The sequence below is a fragment of the Dolichospermum sp. FACHB-1091 genome, from assembly GCF_014697585.1.
Classification (GTDB): domain Bacteria; phylum Cyanobacteriota; class Cyanobacteriia; order Cyanobacteriales; family Nostocaceae; genus Dolichospermum.
The window spans coordinates 38987-59361 of sequence record NZ_JACJSB010000030.1; the positions used below are offsets into that span (position 1 = coordinate 38987).

The 20375-nt window shown below is 42.7% G+C and carries 12 protein-coding genes; 5 read left to right on the plus strand and 7 right to left on the minus strand.

What is annotated here, in order from left to right; genetic code table 11:
- Nucleotides 1–71: 71 nt before the first annotated feature.
- The 6 genes from H6G25_RS17280 to rpsT form a co-directional block, all read right to left on the minus strand.
- Complete coding sequence (locus H6G25_RS17280; RefSeq protein ID WP_190393559.1) at nucleotides 72–617, minus strand: GIY-YIG nuclease family protein; 546 nt, start codon at nucleotides 615–617, stop codon at nucleotides 72–74.
- Between the two features lie 257 nt (nucleotides 618–874).
- Nucleotides 875–5230, minus strand: a complete 4356-nt coding sequence (locus tag H6G25_RS17285; protein ID WP_347239213.1) for a DNA-directed RNA polymerase subunit beta'' — start codon at nucleotides 5228–5230, stop codon at nucleotides 875–877.
- 7 nt (nucleotides 5231–5237) lie between these two features.
- Complete coding sequence (locus tag H6G25_RS17290; protein ID WP_190393570.1) at nucleotides 5238–7130, minus strand: DNA-directed RNA polymerase subunit gamma; 1893 nt, start codon at nucleotides 7128–7130, stop codon at nucleotides 5238–5240.
- Nucleotides 7131–7339: 209 nt separating this feature from the next.
- A complete protein-coding gene (gene rpoB / locus H6G25_RS17295) occupies nucleotides 7340–10678 on the minus strand; it encodes a DNA-directed RNA polymerase subunit beta (RefSeq protein ID WP_190393571.1) in 3339 nt (1112 codons plus the stop codon).
- 820 nt (nucleotides 10679–11498) lie between these two features.
- Nucleotides 11499–12284 carry a TatD family hydrolase gene (locus tag H6G25_RS17300; protein ID WP_190393560.1) on the minus strand — a complete coding sequence of 262 codons (786 nt, stop codon included), beginning with the start codon at nucleotides 12282–12284 and terminating at the stop codon, nucleotides 11499–11501.
- 52 nt (nucleotides 12285–12336) lie between these two features.
- Nucleotides 12337–12624 carry a 30S ribosomal protein S20 gene (gene rpsT, locus H6G25_RS17305; protein ID WP_190393561.1) on the minus strand — a complete coding sequence of 96 codons (288 nt, stop codon included), beginning with the start codon at nucleotides 12622–12624 and terminating at the stop codon, nucleotides 12337–12339.
- A 481-nt stretch (nucleotides 12625–13105) separates the two neighbouring features.
- Here rpsT and hisD point away from each other — a divergent pair, with 481 nt between their 5' ends.
- Both hisD and H6G25_RS17315 read left to right on the plus strand, forming a co-directional pair.
- On the plus strand, nucleotides 13106–14404 hold the full coding sequence (gene hisD / locus H6G25_RS17310; RefSeq protein WP_190393562.1) for a histidinol dehydrogenase: 1299 nt from the start codon (nucleotides 13106–13108) through the stop codon (nucleotides 14402–14404).
- A 304-nt stretch (nucleotides 14405–14708) separates the two neighbouring features.
- Nucleotides 14709–15878, plus strand: coding sequence for a homocysteine biosynthesis protein (locus H6G25_RS17315; RefSeq protein WP_190393563.1), 1170 nt, complete (start codon nucleotides 14709–14711; stop codon nucleotides 15876–15878).
- A 204-nt stretch (nucleotides 15879–16082) separates the two neighbouring features.
- On the opposite strand, the gene H6G25_RS17320 is transcribed toward H6G25_RS17315, so the two are convergent.
- On the minus strand, nucleotides 16083–17075 hold the full coding sequence (locus tag H6G25_RS17320; protein WP_190393564.1) for a hypothetical protein: 993 nt from the start codon (nucleotides 17073–17075) through the stop codon (nucleotides 16083–16085).
- Nucleotides 17076–17561: 486 nt separating this feature from the next.
- Here H6G25_RS17320 and H6G25_RS17325 point away from each other — a divergent pair, with 486 nt between their 5' ends.
- From H6G25_RS17325 to H6G25_RS17335, 3 genes are all read left to right on the plus strand, one after another.
- On the plus strand, nucleotides 17562–18458 hold the full coding sequence (locus tag H6G25_RS17325; protein WP_190393565.1) for a Tfp pilus assembly protein PilF: 897 nt from the start codon (nucleotides 17562–17564) through the stop codon (nucleotides 18456–18458).
- Nucleotides 18459–18717: 259 nt separating this feature from the next.
- Entirely contained in the window at nucleotides 18718–19314 is a 597-nt protein-coding gene (locus H6G25_RS17330; RefSeq protein ID WP_190393566.1) for a type IV toxin-antitoxin system AbiEi family antitoxin domain-containing protein, read from the plus strand.
- Nucleotides 19311–20249, plus strand: coding sequence for a nucleotidyl transferase AbiEii/AbiGii toxin family protein (locus tag H6G25_RS17335; protein WP_190393567.1), 939 nt, complete (start codon nucleotides 19311–19313; stop codon nucleotides 20247–20249). The genes H6G25_RS17330 and H6G25_RS17335 overlap by 4 nt, the downstream gene beginning before the upstream one ends.
- Nucleotides 20250–20375 lie beyond the last annotated feature (126 nt).

Here is a 20375-nt window from a genome sequence, read left to right on the forward strand (position 1 = left end):
TTATGCTGGAGCTATAGCAGATTTTAATTTGGCTATTCAGGAAAATCCTAATAAACATCCTCTCACCCTATTCACTTCAAATCCAACAATCCTACTTCCTTTAATTTAGGATTAAAGCGGACTTGAGTATTTACCCCCCGTTGCTTCAAAACCCCTAAAATCTCCTCTTCAACACGCCGCGCCACATTTTTTAAAACCTTGCTTTTCCCTAATTCATCAACAGCCTTATACTCATAATCATTTTTTTCCTCCGGTGTCATTAAATCCTTCACATCTATAGGATTAGTCCATTTTTGTTTAAACATGGCTTGAGTAATAGAAGTAGCCGCATTTTCGATCATCCAAGCTTTTTCAATATTTTCTAAAACCGTGCGATTAGGACGTTCTATAGTTTGCACTTTCACCCAATAACAACTTTGAGGTTGACGGACTAAATGCTGTTTTAAACTCAGATAAATATCACGAGAATAACCAACAAATTGAAGAATTTTATCTTGATTAAAAATAGCATAAACTCCGATTTTACCCTCAAAGTCAGCTATTACTTCACCATGGCCATCAATATAAGCATAATATTCAAGACTGGCTAAGGTTGGTATATTGATTTCTGTTGTCATAAATGAATTAAAAAATTACTGATAAAGATGATAATTTAGCTAAATTTGGTTCTTAGATACAGGGAACAGGGAATCTATTTACTATTCCTATTGCCTTTTATATTTAGGGCAACCACGGGGGGTTTGCCCCTAGTATTTTAGGCGTTACTGATTAACGGTATGAATTTTAGTCTCACGCAAAGGCGCAAAGACGCAAAGGTAAGAGTTTTAAAGGTTCAATTTGGTAATTTTTCTCCTCAATTCAGCAACGCCCGATTTTATTCATCATCAAGATCATCTTCAAAATCATCGTCGTCCTCATCATCTTCTGCAATGAGGTCACTAATTTCATCAACAATCAAATCATCATCATCATCATCATCTAAAATCAGACGTTCTTCCCCCCCAAAAAAATTTGAACTGCTACCAAAACCACCTTCTACCATACCGGGTGCATCCAAATTATATAGTTTAGCCGTACGGTCATCTAACACCATATCCAAAGAATCGTCAACTTCATCTAATACCCTATCACCCATGTCGCCAAAACCCATATCTGTCACATAGTCATCAATTACCCCTACTTCCTCAAAGGTATTGTAACCAGTACCAGCCGGAATCAACCGACCAATAATCACATTTTCCTTTAAACCACGCAACCAGTCAGATTTACCCTCAATAGCCGCTTCAGTTAATACCCTCGTGGTTTCTTGGAAAGAAGCCGCAGAGATAAAACTATCAGTGTTAAGAGACGCTTTCGTAATACCTAATAACATAGGTGTATATTGCGCCTTTGCACCACCTGTAATAGACATAGCCTCATTCACCTGTTCCACCTGCCGTAATTCTACTAACTCACCAGGCAACATAGTCGTATCCCCACCGTCATCAATCCGTACTTTATTCGTCATCTGTCGGACAATCACCTCAATGTGTTTATCAGCAATCTCAATCCCTTGAGACTGATACACCATTTGTACCTCATTCACCAAAAAGGTTTGTACCTTCTGCAAGGCTAGACTAGCACAAGCATAAACCCCATCCTCAGACCCCAAACTAAAGAATAATTCCAAAATCTCATGGGGGTTAGAAGGTCCATCCGTTAGGGGTTGACCAGCCACTACCTGCACTCCGTCGGGAACTATCAAGTTTTGCCCCGGTCCGAGGGGGTAGTCTGTGACTGTACCATTAGCCTCCATGATTTTAATAGAATATGCTTCACGAGAAACAGATGTTACCTCGTCTCCATCTCCATAAATCACCTTCACCTCCCCAGGGCGACGGGCTAATATACACCCTTCTTTCGGTTTACGAGCTTCTAAAAGTTCTTCAATCCGGGGCAAACCTTGGATAATATCACCAGTCTTTGCACGTTCAAATACCAACAACACCAAATTATCACCCCGTTGCACCAAATCCCCGTCTTCTACCTGCAACACTGCACCTGGACTAACTCGGTAAGGACGACCAACACGGAGAGTAATAGTGTGGGCTGAATTGTCAATTGTCAGTTGTCCGTTGTCCGTTGTTTTGTCATTGACCACTGACAATTGACCACTGACTACTTCCACTACTTGTCCAGATTCAGCCGCGACCACACCAGGGGCAAGTTCACTCCCTTCGACTACCAAATCTCCAGCTTTCACACTGGGCAGAACATTTGTACTCACGGTCATTAAATCATTCTGTCGCAACACCAAACAACGGCGCACCGTTTCCGCCCCCTGCTGCACACCGCGAACAATTCCCCCCTCTTTACACAATATCTTTGTCCGGGCTACCACAGCACCGGGAGCTATGGTATCACCATCAGCAACTTCTAGATTAGTTTGGGTACTACCCTGGGTCGCATCAGCAGTAATATCCCGACGCATCACCAAAGACTCCAAAATCACCAACTGCAAACGCTGAATCTCACCATCTTCTGAGTCTGGAATCAATTCAATATCCGCCGCCAAAGGTGAAGCCCCGTGTTCTGTATCCGCCGCTTGTTCAATTTCCAACACAATCTGTGTCCGCAGCAATTCCACCCCCTCCACAGACTTCACCCGCTCCGAATCCTTATAAGGAATCCTTTGCACCGCCCGCAGTTGAATAGAACGCCCCGTGTGTTGACTAATAGAAGTAGTCGCAGGTACATCCGGTGTAGTCGGTACAGCAAACTCCACCACCGGACGGCTTAATAATGCCGGTCCCTCCGGTGTTTCTACATATTGGATATAACGCAATTCCGTTACCGTCGTCCCTTGCAGTTCCTCTCCCGGTTGCAAGAATATATTATCAAAAGCCATCGCAGCTTCAGGATCATCTACCATCAACAATTCACCTGGTTTAATCACCACCTCCCGGAGAATATCGTTCTTTTGAGTAACTTCCACCACACCGCCAGTCTGACAAAAGATATCTTTAACTACTTCCGTTCCCGCTTCTACAAACTGACCATCCTCTACCAGCAGCAAAGATATATCCTTATTAACCTCATGGGTTTCCTCTGGAATCCACAGCAGTGTCCCCCCCTGAACTACCTCATAACCCAGTTTGGCCTTACCCTTCTTCTGCACCTCTATCCCCGCAAACTTCAAGAAACCGCCCGTAGTAGTCCGGTAATGATCATCTATCAATTCCGCCACTACCTGACCATTCTGTACCTTAGTCCCCGGTGTAGCCCGCAGGTTAAACTCTTGGTTATTAGTAGTCGTAATTAAGTAACTATTGCGTCCTTGGGAACTCTGAACCGTAACCGCTGCTTGGTCTAAAACCACAGAAGCGGTAATAATTTCTATTTCCCTAGTCGCTTTTTCTGGAGCTACCTCTGGCAACCGCACAACACCACCATGGATAGTAGTCAGCTTAGTTTCCGCCAAAACTCCATTAGTAGCGATTCCTTCGGAGTGCTTCGCAATCGCATCACCATTCTTAACCACCAATTCCGCCCCCGGTGGCAAATTATAAACATCACCCGAAAGGACCCAAATCAAACCCCCTCTAGATGCCGTTGTAGTAGAATTGCCCTGACGGTCTGTTTTTTGTTCGGCTACAACTTCAGCGAATTTCACCTCACCAGCCAAATCAGAAGCTACATCTTTAACCGCTTTTTCTGTATTAGTTCTAGTGGTTTTACCACCCAGTGCCACCTCCGCCACTAAATGGTCTGCTAATACCTGCTGTCCATCATGTATATATAGAGTTGAACCTTGAGTAACTGCTATCTCCTGACTTTGCGTATTGCTTTGCTTTTTATCCCTTTCTATCATCAAAGTTCCGTCAGCTTCCACATACAAAGCATCCTCACCATGACGGGTACGATAGGGACGGGTTTTTAACTTGCGGGGAATCTTCACTGTCCCCGCCACTTTAGACCGTACCTGTTGGGCAACTTCACCGGTAAATACCCCCCCAGTATGGAAAGTCCGCATGGTTAACTGTGTACCAGGTTCACCAATACTCTGAGCTGCAATAATCCCTACCGCCTCTCCCAAATCCACCATTTTGGCGTGGGCCAGACTCCAACCATAACAATATTGACACACAGACCGGGCTGCCTCACAGGTCAAAGGACTGCGGACAATCACCTCTTTGACCCCTGCTTTTTGAATGGCGATGGCTAAATCATCGTCAATAGGTGTATTCCGAGGCGCAATTATCTCCCCACTCACCGGGTCAATTACATCCTCAGCCACTACTCGACCCATCAACCGCGAAGCCAATTTAATTAAAACCTTACTACCTTCGGTCATGGCGCGGATAGCCAACCCTTTTGTCGTCCCACAGTCAAACTCCCGCACAATCACATCCTGGGAAACATCCACCAACCGCCGAGTTAAATAACCAGAATCCGCTGTCCGCAGTGCTGTGTCTACTAGTCCTTTCCGCGCTCCATAACTAGAAATAATATATTCTGTAACGGTCAAACCTTCGCGGAAATTAGTTTTAATTGGTAAGTCAATAATTTCCCCCTGGGGATCTGCCATTAGTCCCCGCATTCCTACCAATTGTCGCACCTGAGAAATATTCCCCCGCGCTCCTGAAAAAGCCATCATGTAAACTGAGTTAAGGGGATTGGTTTTCTTGAAGTGAGTAACAACCTCATCTTTTAAGGATTCTGAGGTACTATTCCAAGTATCAATGACTTTTTGGAAACGTTCTACTTCTGTGATTTCCCCCCGTTGATAACGTTCTTCTGTGGCTAGAATTTCTGTTTCTGCAGCTTCTAAAAGCTCTTTTTTAGAAGGAGGAATCATCAAATCATCTACACTAATAGATACCCCCGCTTTAGTCGCATAGCGGAAACCCAAATCCTTGAGTTTATCGGCCATTACCGCTGTCCGCGCTGTTCCATAGTGGGTAAATGCCCAAGAAATCAAGTCTCTTAGTTTACCTTTGTTAACCACAAGATTGCGAAAAACTGCTTTAGTTGTCATAATTTTGTCAGATGTCAGTTGTCGGTTGTCAGTTTTTGTGGGATGGGCTTCTAGCCCGTCCAGGTTCAAGTTGTCGGTTTTTGTGGGATGGGCTTCTAGCCCGTCCAGGTTCAAGTTGTCAGTTTTTGTGGGATGGGCTTCTAGCCCGTCCAGGTTCAAGTTGTCAGTTATCAGTTGTTTTTCTTTTGCTACTGACCATTGACCACTGACCACTGACTAATTAAGCATTTATCGCCTCCTGAATTGCCTTGTTATAAATCGCTCGTCCAGGAGTTGTATAAATGTACTGAGAAATTAAATTTCCTTGAGCATCTTCACGGACACGACGGAATTTATACCTTAGCATCCTCCCCCTGAGTTTACCCAAATCATCTTTGTCTTCTATGATTTCTAAGGGTTCAGAGTCTGGTTCTCCTGAGTCAACTTCTCCATCAAACCGTACATAAATATAGGCATGAAGATCCACCTGCTTCGCTTCATAAGCCATAATCACATCATCCAAGGATGAAAAATATTTCCCCGCTCCCTTTGTCGCCTGGGGATTTTCCGCCGTCAAATAATATGCCCCTAATACCATATCTTGACTAGGCGTGACAATAGGCCTACCCGTAGCAGGAGACAAAATATTATTACAAGCCAACATCAACAACCGCGCTTCTGCTTGACTTTCCAAAGATAAAGGCACATGAACTGCCATTTGGTCCCCGTCAAAGTCAGCATTAAAGGCCGGACAAACTAAAGGATGTAATTGAATAGCTCTACCTTCCACTAAAATCGGTTCAAAGGCTTGAATACCCAACCTGTGCAACGTCGGTGCTCGGTTTAACATCACCGGGTGTCCTTCTATTACCTCCTGTAGCACATCCCAAACACAGGGATCATTGCGAGCAATCAGCTTTTTCGCCGCTTTGATATTATTCACCATACCCGAACGAATCAAGCGATTAATCACAAAGGGCTGGAATAACTCAATGGCCATTTCCCTGGGTAGTCCGCATTGATGGATTTTTAGATTCGGACCTACTACAATTACAGAACGACCAGAATAATCTACCCGTTTACCTAAGAGATTCTGCCTAAACCGTCCCTGTTTTCCTTCAATAATATCGGACAACGACTTTAGGGGACGATTATTAGCACCTACGACGGTTCTACCCCGCCGACCATTATCAATCAAAGCATCAACGGCTTCTTGTAGCATCCGTTTTTCATTACGGACAATGATTTCTGGTGCTAATATTTCCTGAAGTCTAGACAAGCGATTATTACGATTAATCACCCGACGGTACAAATCATTCAAATCGCTAGTAGCAAATCTACCCCCATCTAATTGCACCATGGGACGTAAATCTGGAGGAATCACTGGAATCACTTCTAAAACCATCCACTCCGGTTTAGAACCGGTGGCGATGAAATTATCAATTACCCGCAAACGTTTAATTAATTTCGCCCGTTTTTGTCCCTTCGCATTGCCAATTTCCTCCCGTAGAGTTTCCGCTTCTTGTTCCAAATTAATATCCGCCAAAAGCCGTAATAGTGCCTCCGCACCAATACCCACTTCCACGCCTTCTAACTGAGAATCTTCGCTGTAGATAGCATCTTCAATTTCTAGCCATTGATCCTCACTCAGAAGTTGCTTGTAAGTTAAGGTATCAGCATTTCCAGGGGCTAAAACGCAGTAAGAATTGAAATAAACAATTTGCTCCACATCCCGTAGCGGCATATCTAGGAGAATGGCAATATAACTAGGAATGCCCTTGAGATACCAAACATGAGCCACTGGGGCTGCTAGTTTAATAAAACCCATTCTGTGACGACGGACGCGAGACTCGGTTACTTCGACACCACAGCGCTCGCAAACAATACCTCTATGGCGAACTCGTTTATATTTACCACAGTGACATTCCCAGTCCTTAGCCGGTCCAAAAATGCGTTCACAGAACAAACCATCCATTTCCGGCTTGAGGGTGCGGTAATTAATAGTTTCTGGCTTCGTTACTTCACCAACTATTTGTCCATTAGGTAAAGTCCGTTCACCCCATTTGCGAATGCGATCTGGTGAGGCTATACCAATTTTTACGTAGTCAAATTGATTAGTTTGGGCGGCTTTCATGTTAAGTGATAATTGTGAATTTCTCATGTTATGCAGATTGCAGGGAGCAGAAGAAGCGGAGGAGGCTAGAGAAATATTTCTTACTCTTACCTCTTAAGTAATTAGACAAAATTAATCACACAAAAAATCTGGACTGAAATCCTTGACTGGCAAATAATTGGTAAATAACCAATATGTAATTAATTCTGTCGTCGTACTTACCTGTCACCTTAGTCATCTTCTTCTAGTGATTCATAGGAAAGTGACTCATAAACGGGTCTGGATGGAGTACGGCGCGGGGATTGGTCTGCCATGAGGTCTACCTCTACATCCAAGGAACCACCATCTGCTTGGGTTTCGACTTTATGAACCGCAATATCCAAACCCAAAGATTGCAACTCGCGCATTAATACCTTAAAAGATTCTGGAGTACCAGGACGGGGAATAGCCTTACCCTTAACGATCGCATTTAAAGCCTCATTACGTCCCTGCATATCATCAGACTTCACCGTTAATAGTTCCTGCAAGGTATAAGCAGCCCCAAATGCCTCCAGTGCCCAAACCTCCATTTCTCCAAATCTTTGCCCCCCCTGTTGCGCCTTACCACCCAGAGGTTGTTGAGTCACCAGAGAATAGGGTCCAGTAGAGCGGGCGTGAATCTTGTCATCAACCAAATGCACTAGTTTGAGCATATACGCCACCCCCACAGTTACAGCACGGTCAAAGGGTTCACCCGTGCGACCATCATAAACCATGATTTTACCGCAATTTTCCGGGTTATATACCCAATCCCTACCGGTCTCGTCCCTAGCCTCCTGAAGTTTGCCATGCACTAAACGGCGGGAGGTTTCTTCTCCATACATTTCATCAAAGGGAGTAATTTTAAACCGCACCCCTAGATTATGACCAGCCCAACCCAAAAGACATTCAAACACCTGACCCACGTTCATCCGGCTGGGTACACCCAAGGGATTGAGAACAATATCCACCGGTGAACCGTCGGCTAAATAAGGCATATCCTCCGCCGGCAAAATGCGAGAAATAATCCCCTTATTCCCGTGTCTTCCCGCCATTTTGTCCCCAACTTGGATTTTCCGCTTTTGAGCTACATAAACCCGGACGACCATGTTCGCCCCTGGTGGTAATTCATCACCCTGTTCGCGGGTAAACAGCCGCACATCAACCACTCGGCCTTTTTCACCATTGGGGACTCGTAAGGAATTATCACGGACATCACGGGCTTTTTCACCGAAGATAGCCCGTAGCAGTTTTTCCTCTGGGGGTTGATCCGATTCACCTTTAGGAGTCACCTTACCCACCAGAATATCACCGGCATCTACCCAAGCCCCAATACGGATAATACCCTGTTCATCTAATTGTCTAAGCGCGTCCTCACCCACGTTGGGAATTTCCCTGGTGATTTCTTCTGGTCCTAGCTTGGTTTGTCTAGCTTCAATTTCATACTTTTCAATGTGGATAGAAGTATAAATATCTTCCTGTACCAAACGCTCAGAAATCAGAATTGCATCTTCGTAGTTATACCCCTCCCAAGGCATATACGCTACAACAATATTTTGCCCTAATGCCAGTTCCCCACCTTCCGTAGAAGAACCATCTGCCAATACCTGACCAGCGACAACTTTCTCGCCAATTCTCACTAAGGGTTTTTGGTTTAAGCAAGTGTCTTGATTAGAACGCTGATACTTAGAAAGATTGTATCTAATTTCTTGTCCTTTCTCAATCACCTCACCACCACTGGCTGCGGGCAATTGACCACCCACCCTAACGCGAATTTCCGTAGCATCAACATAGACCACATCGCCATCGGTGCGAGAAACTATCACCATACCAGAGTCCCTAGCAGCTTGCGCCTCTAACCCCGTACCAACTAAAGGACGTTCTGGTTTCAACAGCGGCACAGCTTGGCGCTGCATATTAGAACCCATCAGCGCCCGGTTAGCATCATCATGTTCCAAAAAAGGAATCATGCTGGTAGCTACGGAGATAATCTGTACTGGAGAAACCGCCACATAATCCACCTGTTCTGGACTGGTGGTTGTCCAATCTTGACGATAGCGAACTGGTACTTGAGGTCCCTTGATATAACCATTTTCATCTAGGGGAACATCACCCGTTGCGGTCCGCAGATCATCCTCTTCATCTGCTGTCATGTAAACCGGGGGAACATCAAAGAGAACTTTGCCGTTTTCTACCGGTCTAAAGGGTGTTTCTAGAAAACCATAGAGGTTAACGCGGGCATGGGTAGCTAATGAACCAATGAGTCCAGCGTTTGGTCCTTCTGGTGTTTCAATGGGGCAAATCCTTCCATAATGACTGGGGTGAATATCTCGCACCGCAAACCCGGCTCTTTCTCTGGTTAAACCTCCAGGTCCCAAGGCACTGATTCGCCGTTTATGGGTCAATTCGGCTAAAGGATTGGTTTGATCCATGAATTGACTAAGTTGACTAGAACCAAAGAACTCTTTAATGGCTGCTACTAAGGGTTTGGGGTTGACTAAGGAAGCTGGTGTTAAAACCTCAGCATCAGATACAGTCATCCGTTCTCTGATAATTCTTTCTAGGCGGTTTAACCCAACTCTGACTTGGTTTTGCAGTAATTCCCCCACGCTTCTGACTCGGCGATTTCCCAGATGATCAATATCATCAATGCTACCAATGTCATACTCTAGGTTAATGAGGTAATCAATGGCCGCTAGGATGTCCCCAGGGGTAAGGACGCGCATGGTATCGGGAGCAGAAAGACGGAGTTTTTTGTTAAGTTTATAACGACCAACTTTTCCCAGGTCATAGCGTTTAGGATCAAAGAAACGGGAGTCTAAAAGCTGTTGTCCACCTAAAACTGTCGGTGGTTCACCAGGACGAAGTTTCCGGTATAATTCCATTAGGGCTTCTTCTTCGGAAAATTGCCCTTCTTTTTCTATGGTTTTTTGGAAGTATTCTGGATGACGCAGGGCATCAAATATTTCATTATCTGATAGTCCTAGTGCTTTCAAAAGTACCTGGGCTGATAATTTCCGCGTTTTGTCTATCCGTACCCAAACTAGGTCGTTACGATCTGTTTCAAATTTCAGCCATGCCCCCCGGTTAGGAATTAAACTGGCAGAGTAAGTCCGTCGTCCGTTTTTATCTATTTCTGATTTATAGTACACTCCAGGCGATCGCACAATTTGATTGACTATAACCCGCTCTGCTCCGTTGATAATAAATGTGCCTCTATCTGTCATCAAAGGCAAATCGCCAATAAATACTTCTTGTTCTTTAATGTCTCCTGTTTCTTTGTTTAGCAGACGGGTAGGGACATACATTTGCACTCCATAAGTGCTATCTCTCCGCTTGGATTCTTCAACGCTGTATTTAGGTTCTTTGAGTTTGTAGTTATTGCCTAAAAAGTGCAGTTCTAGTTTGCCAGTATAGTCTGTAATTGGACTAAAAGAGTTTAGTTCTTCTATTAGCCCTTCTTCTAGAAACCAGCGAAAACTGGAACGCTGAATTTCAATCAAGTCGGGTAACAGAAAGGCGGATTCCATGTATTTATCGTCGTTAGTCATGCCTTTACCTTTATCAACCTGGTTAAACTTGCTTGTTGCTGATAGCCGAGGTGGCGTAGCCATAGCTGAGAGTCTGCCATAAGGGCTTTGTGCTAGAATGAGAACTGTGGGTTATGAAGGCGATGTACTGGGCAATAGTCAGGTTTCTGACTGATAGCGTAGCCTAGCTTTGTCCATAATATTTTTTCTACTTCATAGTTTTTCATACTTCACACCTCACACCTCATACCTGGTACTTTATCCTTTCTGTCAGATCCCAAAACTGGGAAGCCTCGCTAGAGTTGGACTTGGTAGTGCAACGTTGCATTTTGTCCCTGCACTATAGATTTGATATTGTTATGATTGTCTAAACTAGACAATTATTGTTACGATTTTCTATAGGTTTGATATACCAATAGGGGAACGTGGGGATTTGGATTGCTGTTTTCACAATTTTCACTCTAGTCAAACTAACTAAGTTGTCACGGTTTGTTGGTGATTGAGAGCATCCGTTTGTAGAGATTTAAGTTTGTAGAGATTTGATTGAATGGGTAGACGATTTTGGATTTTCGATGGGGCTGCTTAATAAGCATAATAGCAACGTAGGCCGCAGATGCCCTTTCGATTGATCAAGCGGGCTAAAACCAGAAACTTTCAAACTGCCTAATATCGGGTTAATAACAGGGCAAATTGAGTTTTATAAAGTTACTATTCTCCCCCTACCATTGTGGCTTAACCTAAATGTTTTGGAGGTTAAGATTGTAGCACATTTTTCTCCTTCAGAAGGATCACAGGACTCAAATCAATTGTCAATTATCTTTGCTAATAACCAATTTGTCATCTACAATGCTAGACCGAATAGTTTACAGGCATTGTGAGTTGTTTTCTGGGCAATTTCTTCTATTGTTTCCCCTCGTATTTTGGCTAGTGCCTCCGCTACATGACGAACATAAGCCGGTTCGTTACGTTTTTCACCACGTTTGGGTACGGGCGACAGAAATGGACAGTCTGTTTCTATGAGCAAGCGATCGCTATTAACCATTGCGGCGGTTGCTTGAATGGTTTGAGCATTTTTAAATGTCACTATTCCGCTAAAGCTAATATAGAACCCCAAATTTAGAAACCATTGAGTTTCTTCCGGTGTTCCTGTCCAGCAGTGCATGACACCGCGCAACCTTTCCCCATACAAATTCCGCCATTTCTGCAATATGTCCCTCACTGCTGGTGCTGCATCACGACAATGAATAATCACTGGTAAATTCAGTTCACAAGCAAGGTCCAATTGTAATCTAAATACCTCTTGTTGGTACTCATAGTTATCTGCTTTGTAGAAATCCAGCCCCATTTCTCCAATGGCTACCACTTGGGAATGAGAACTAGCCAAGGACTTAATTAGGGTAGATGTTTGGTCATTCCATTTATCAGCCTCCAGAGGATGTAGCCCTACAGCAAAGCTGAGTTCAGGAAACTGCTCTGCTATTTGACTAATGCTGGCAAATTCCTGGGGGTGAACACAGGAGTGGACTAATTTGACTACTCCTGCTTCTTGCCACCTAGCGCGGACTGCTGCCAAATCGGGCTGAAAAATGTCAAAGTTAATGTGTACGTGGCTATCTATGAGTTGCATGGCTTGTTAGTTGGTTCAGTGGTCAGCGGTAAACAAACCACTGAACGCTGGACTAAGCGGTGAGGGTTTTGTGTTTGTGAGCCAATCTTGACTTTTTCCTAGCCCCATTGTTGGGATGAAGCACACCATTTTTTACAGCTTTATCAATTTTGCTGTAAGCCTCGGACATTCTTGCTGCCACTTCTTGCTTGAGTTCCGTTGTTGGATTAGCTGTACAAGCTTCCACAGAACTAAAGTACTTCCTCATCAGCGTTTTTACGGCCGATTTATATGCTTTATTACGTAGTCGGTTGCGCTCTGCGATTTTGGCGCGTTTAAGAGCAGATTTTGTATTCGCCACAGTAATTCCAAAAAAGACTATTAATTATGTACACACACTACCAGGTTTAATAACTATAGCATTATTTTTGGGAATGTTATAATTTCTGGAAAAAAATTTTTGTATTTGGAGAGAAAATCTTGATGGCTAGGGATGGGGGTAAATAGGTTAAAATGCGTTATTGACAAAGAAAGCTGACTAATCGCCACAAATTCAACCCCAAGGAGTTTTAAATTTCCTGGATTGGTTGAGTTTTATATATAAAAGTAGTATCAAAAAAAAATCCAGGTTAAGCTAGAGAGAAGAATCAGATTCAGGTTCATAGTCTGGTAGGGCGCGGCGGTAGTCAAAACTCAAAAAATCCAAGGTCAAAAAGCTGATACAATGGACTTTTTAGCTATTTTTGGATATTTGTTGTGTTAACGCTGTGGTGTGCCGGCAAATAGAAAGCCTAATTAGTTTTTGTCTAAGAATATTGTAAAATTTGATATTTTTTTACTCCATGCTGCGAATTATTACTGAGCAAGCTGACGTTAGAGCAGAACTGCAAAGGATCTGCGAACGCACCCAGGATGAACAGGTAATTCACAAAGAAGCAACAGTACGCGAAGTGTTGCAAGCGGTGAAGCGCCAAGGGGACAAAGCTGTACTACACTATACAGCTGAATTTGATCAGCAAACCCTAAAACCAGAAGAACTAAAGGTAACAGGCTCAGAATTAGATGCAGCATATCAACAGGTATCTAAGGATTTGCTGCGGTCTATTCGCCTAGCTTGCGAAAAAATAGAGAATTTTCACCGTCAGCGAGTTCCCAAAAGCTGGGTACAGTTTGGCGATGATGAAGTAGTATTAGGTAAGCGCTACACGCCCGTAGACTGTGCGGGTTTATATATACCAGGTGGTCGGGCTTGTTATCCGAGTACAGTGTTAATGAATGCCATTCCGGCGAAAGTAGCGGGTGTGCCACGGGTGGTGATGGTGACACCTGTGAGAGGAGGTAAAATGGTTAATCCTGCGGTTTTGGTAGCGGCTCAAGAAGCAGGAGTTCAGGAAATTTACCGAGTTGGTGGTGCTCAAGCTATTGGGGCTTTGGCTTATGGAACAGAAACTATTCCCAAAGTAAATGTAATTACAGGACCGGGTAATATTTATGTCACTTTGGCGAAAAAATTAGTTTACGGAACTGTGGGTATTGATTCTTTAGCCGGTCCTAGCGAAGTGCTAATAATTGCTGATGAAACGGCTAATCCTGTGTATGTAGCTGCGGACTTGTTAGCGCAAGCAGAACATGATCCTATGGCCGCCGCGATTTTGCTGACAACAGATGCTATTTTGGCTAAAAAAGTGCAAATCGAGGTAGAAAGACAATTGGCAGATCACCCGCGCCGGATAGATACGGAAAAAGCGATCGCCCATTATGGTTTAATTGTGGTGGTGGAATCTCTGTCTGCCGCAGCGGAACTTTCTAACGAGTTTGCACCAGAGCATTTAGAATTAGAAGTTGCTGATCCTTGGGCTTTAATTAACCATATTCGCCATGCGGGGGCAATTTTTCTGGGTAGTTCTACACCGGAAGCAGTGGGAGACTATTTGGCAGGTCCAAATCATACCCTACCTACTTCTGGCGCTGCCCGTTATGCTTCGGCCTTAGGGGTAGAAACATTTTTAAAACACTCAAGTATTATCCAATACTCGCAAACCGCACTAGAAAAAGTGGCATTGGCCATTGACATATTAGCAACTACAGAGGGTTTACCTTCCCATGCTGATTCTGTTAAATTCAGGGTAGATGAGAGGTGATAGGTGGTACAACACGGGTACGAGTGACAGTATTTTGAATAACCTTTATCCTGGAAAAATTGATTTTGACAGCGGGCGCATAGTTTTTGATAGTCACAAGTCTGATGACTCGTGCCTTTTTCACAATATTTGAAGGGTAAGGGTTTTGTTTTGTGATGTAATTCCTGCGTCTGAAGCACAATGAGAATACAATCCTGATAGATTGTCAATTGGGTAAAACAAAGTGTTCGCGTAGCGTGCCGAAGGTGTAACCCAACACGGAAATGTTGGGTTTTTTTAAACCCAACTTACAACTGAATTAAAAATGCGAACAATTGCGGAGATTAACGAGAAAATCAGCCAAAAACGGGCGATAGTCTGGACTGCTGAAGAATTGAAAGCACGAGTTGGAGAAGTTGGTGTTAATAAAGCTGCTAAGGAAGTAGATGTAATTACCACTGGTACATTTGAACCAATGGAGTCAAGTGGTGCAATTATTAATTTAGGACATACTGACCCACCGATAAAAATTCGGCGTTGCTGGTTAGATGGAGTACCAGCATACTCTGGGTTTGGGGCTGTGGATTTATACTTAGGTGCTAGTTGTCCAGTTGACACCATAGATGGGGAAGAAGTGCGAGAACGTGGAGGGGGTCATGTGATTGAGGATTTAATTGCGGGTAAATCTATCCAAGTACGTGCTATTGGACAAGTTACCGATTGTTATCCCAGGGCTACATTTGAAACTACTATTACCCGTGACACCATCAATCAGTTTTATTTATTTAATCCGCGTAATCTTTATCAAAATTTTATTGTTGGTGTGAATGGTGGCGATCGCCCACTGTATACGTATTTAGGACCGTTACAGCCACGTTTAGGGAATGCAGTTTATTCTAACCCTGGTTCGCTGTCACCGTTGCTGAATGACCCCGATTTACAAATCGTTGGTATTGGGACAAAGATTTTTTTAGCTGGGGGTATTGGTTATGTAGCTTGGGAGGGGACACAACATTTCCCTTTGCAAAAGCGGTTAGAAAATCGGACACCGATTGGACCTTCAGCCACTTTAGCGTTAATTGGCGATGCCAAACAAATGGATGCCCGATGGATACGAGGTTGTTACTTTAAAAGCTATGGGCCATCCTTGATGATGGGTGTAGGCGTGCCGTTGCCAGTTTTAAATGTGGCAGTGATAGAACGGTGTGCTGTCCAAGACAGAGACTTAGTAGCGCCAATTGTAGATTTTTCCATTCCTCGTCGTGTCCGTCCTACCTTCGGTTTAGTGAGTTACGCCCAACTTAAATCTGGACGTATCACTATTGAAGGGAGAACGGTACGAGTAGCATCTTTAGCGAGCTTATTTCTGTCCCGAAAAGTAGCCCAAGAGTTGAAACAATGGATTAAAGAGGGGATATTTAGCCTAACTGAACCAGTAGCCCCGATACCAATGGAGCGTTCTTTTTTACCTCAAGATCGTTGGACGGAGTTTTAGAAGGAGTCAGGAGTCACAGAGTCAGGAGTGAGAAAGAAGAAAAAACAAGCAAGAAAAAACAAGCAAGAAGAAAGACAAAGAGGGAAATTCCTCAGCAAATTCCGTGTTTCTGTACCCATTAATCATCATTTCACAACGGACAACGGACAACGGATAACGGACAACGGACAACGGACAACGGACAACGGACAACGGACTAATTACCTATTCCCCGGTCGGCTTAGGCCTCTTAATTGGCATAGGAGTGGGGGTTTTGGGTATAGGTTTAGTAATGACCGTGGGATCACCTGCTGTCTTTCTAATGGGACGTGGGGCTTCACCATTGTGTCGGGGGGCGAATGGTCTTCTAGTACCGCTGTTAGCAGCGCCACGGGACGCGGCTTTGAATGGTGGTCTACGTTTTTTCGGTAAATCAGCGATCGCTTCGGCATTAATTACTACTAAAGTATCCGATTCCCGTTTAACATTGAAGTCCCAGAACTTACCGACCGCTTTGGTGGTTAATATGCCCTTGAGTTTCAACTTAAAATATTTAGCTTTATCAGTAGTTTTCCGGGGAGATTGCTTGATTTTCACAACCAAACTCCTTTCATCAAAAGACTGGTAAACTACCTCACCGCGCACAGAAAAACCGCCATCAGGAACAGATGATGAGGGTTTGAGATCATCACAAACTACTGTCGAGTTGTGTAACTTTTGAGTAATCCCATCTGGTCTATGTTCATCTAGTGCATTTTTCGCCAGATTTTCTGGTTCCCAAACGCCAACAATTTGCAGGTGTAATGCGTCATTTTCTTGTCTGGTGCGGGGATAAACTACCCATAGATGTTCTTTTTCTAGGTCTAAGTGATTTTTGACTAAACTCATAATCCGACCTAATAGGACGGCATTAAGTTCAACCCCATCGCTGGTCAGTAGTGTTCCTTGGGTAAACTGTTCACTACTGGCATGATAGCACCCGCGAACTAGGCCAATAGCTCGGTACTGAGTTGGTTCACTCGGAGGTGGAATTGGTTGTTCTCGATTAACTAAATGCCCGTTAGCATCGGATTTACTCAGGTCAATGACAGAATTTTCCAGTTGAGAGGGTTGGTCTGCTAATGTATGAGCATTAACAGGGGGTGAAATCTCTTTTCTGCCTTGTTTAGAGGCTGTGGAATTTGAGGATTGAGAAGATGGCATCAGGTCGGAATTCATAAAAACTCCTTGCGGCACAAGACTTATCCCTTGGTAGGATTTGACAAAGACAGGTAGAAAAGAGCAAGCGTGTGGCTGATCAAAGTATATTTACTTTTAATCTAGCCTTTCGCTTGATGCTTTATATGAACAGAAGTACGCGAAATCTCACATTTATACACTAAATGTGTAATTTAGCCTCTTCATAACCATTGAGGCTAAGGCCACGCTAGGTTATCGGCAGCATAGCATAGCTATAATTCTGACGGATCTTCCTAAAGTCATCACTTACTTTAGCAGGATAGATATTTATTTGTTATAAAATTCACAGATAAATGACCGTATTCCGCAAAGTTTTGGAAATTTTTAACTTTGCAATTTGTAATTAATTTCATTGTCGGAATTTAGATCAAGAATAAATCCAAAATTTAAAATCTGCTGATAGTGTAGCATGGCTTTGGTTCTATATACTTACATTTTGTTAACATTTAGGAGTAGAATAATATTGTGTCTGAATCGCGTAATCGCTGGATGGTTCGAGTAGTGTTGGCTTTCGCTGTTGTTGCTTTTGTGGGGGTTTCTGTTATGCCCATAATTACAACATTTAACAAACCCCAATCATTACCATCGAATCAAGCCAATACTGAGAATCAAGGATCTTCATTGCAGCAAAAGTCAAAATTAGAAGATCAAGTCCGGGGCTATGAATTGGTTTTACAGAAAGAGCCAGAAAATCAAACTGCACTCAAAGGACTTTTGCAAGCCCGGTTACAGTTGTTGAGTCAAAAAGGACAAGGGGAACTTAAACCGGCGGATATTCAAGTTGTGATTGAACCTTTGGAAAAACTTGCTAAACTTAATCCCCAAAAGTCAGAGTATGGGGTTTTACTGGCTCAAGCTAAACAACAAATTGGCGATAAGGAAGGAGCAGCCCAAACTTATCGTACTATTTTAACTGCAAAACCGGCAGATTTGAAGGCTTTACAGGGGATGGTCAGTTTGCAATTAAGTGAAAAGCGTCCAGAAGCAGCTATTGGCTTATTGGAAGAAAGCTTAACTGCTGCAAAGAAGGCTAATGCTATTGTGCCGGGTAGTGGGGATGTAGTTGCTATTCAAGTCCTTTTAGGTAATGTTTATGCTTTTCAGAAGCAGGATCTACAGGCTGTTTCTGTGTATGATCAAGCAATTAATCAAGATCATCAAGATTTTCGTCCCGTTTTAGCGAAAGCAATGCTGTTTAAGCAACAAGGTAAGCTTGCTGAAGCAAAACCTTTATTTGATCAAGCTACAGCCTTAGCTCCGGCTCAGTATAAGGACGAAATCAATAAGGTAGCAGATTCTAATCCTACTCCCACTGCACCACCTACGGAATCATCTCCACCTGCACCTACGGCTACTCCGTAAGGTGTAGGGAGGAGAGGGGAGAGGGGACAGGGACTAGGGGAGAAACTTTATTATTCTTTCTCCTAAACTACTGAATGGGCAAGAAAATAACGCCCCTACGGATTTCGGCGATCGCTTTTTTCTACTTCTTTTTCTTTTTTTAATTTTAACGATGCGTTAAAGAAAAATTTGTGATAAAATGTAGGCAATTGTTAACTACTGCTGGCACTTTATCACATTTGATCACAAAAGTGTTGAAGTTAAGTCCATTGATTTAATTATGTCCAAAACACAACAAGTGCTAGATTATGCTCGTGAAAAAGGCATAATTACAGCTAAAGACATAGAATCGAAAGGTATTCACAGACAGTATATTAAACGCCTTGAACAGCAAGGGCTACTAATACATTCTGCTCGTGGTATTTATACTTTTTCCGATGCTGAAATTACAGAAAGTCACACTTTGGCTGAAACTGCTAAACGAGTTCCTATTGGAGTAGTTTGTCTTCTATCAGCACTCAGTTTTTATGAGCTAACGACGCAAGCACCTTTTGAAGTATGGCTGGCTATTCCTCACAAACATCGTCCACCAAAAGATAATCTTCTACCTCTCAGAATTGTTTATATGTCTGGTCAATCTCTAGAGGAAGGCATTGAAAACCATCTAATAGAGGGTGTTAATGTACGAGTATATTCCTTGGCTAAAACAGTCGTAGATTGTTTTAAATTTCGTAACAAAGTTACTCTAGAAGTAGCACTGGAAGCACTTCGAGAATCTTGGAAAGAAAGAAGATGCTCAATGGATGAACTATGGCATTATGCTAAAATTTGTCGAGTCCATAATGTAATGCGTCCTTATCTAGAATCACTCACATGACATCGAAAAAGCCTAATAATATACCAGCATCTATCCGTTCTAGATTGTTAAATGAATCTAAGAAAAGAGGGGAAACATTTGATCAATTACTAACCCTTTATGTTGGTGAAAGGCTGCTATATAGGCTTAGTCAATCTCCATATCAAAAACAATACATTTTGAAAGGAGCTACACTTTTTAAAGTGTGGAATGGTGAACCACATAGAGCGACAAACGATTTAGATTTCCTAAGTTTTGGCAACAATGAAGTCGAACATATAAAAAAAGTTTTTCAAGAAATTTGCTTAATAGAGTGTGAAGAAGATGGAATTATTTTCGTGCCAGAATCTATCGAAGCAGAAGTAATAAAAGAAGATCAGCAATATAAAGGAGTAAGAGTTACAATTAAAGGGAAATTAGCTACTATTCCTCGTCCGTGTAAGCTTCAAGTTGATATTGGATTTGGAGATGCTGTTACACCCAAAGCTAAAGAAGAGGTAATTGATACTATTCTAGATGTTCCCAAGCCAAAATTGATAATATATCCTCGTGAAACAGTAATAGCTGAAAAGTTTCAAGCTATGGTTGATTTAGGGATAAAAAATAGCCGCTTGAAAGATTTTTATGATATTTGGTTTCTTTGTAAAGATTTTGAATTTCAAGGTGATTTACTTTGCCAAGCTATAGGAAATACTTTTGAACGACGCAAAACAAAAATACCAATAAAAGAACCTTTAGCTTTAACCCAAGAATTTACTAATGATCCAAATAAACAAAAACAATGGACAGCCTTTTTAAATAAAATTAAAAAGGGAAACCCACAACTTACCTTTGATGAAGTTGTCACTGTTATTAAAAGTTTTATAATGCCACCCTGTATAGCATATGTTAAAAATGAAAAATTTGATAAAGTTTGGAATGTCGGAGGGTTTTGGCAAAATCAAAATATTGAATAAACGCCAAACTCAACCGATACTTTTTCGCTAACTAATGCTAACAAATACATAAGTTGAGATTGTCTCTCAACCAAGGCGTATCAACCAATGCACGAAGATAAATTCCTCGCGCACCATTCAAATCTC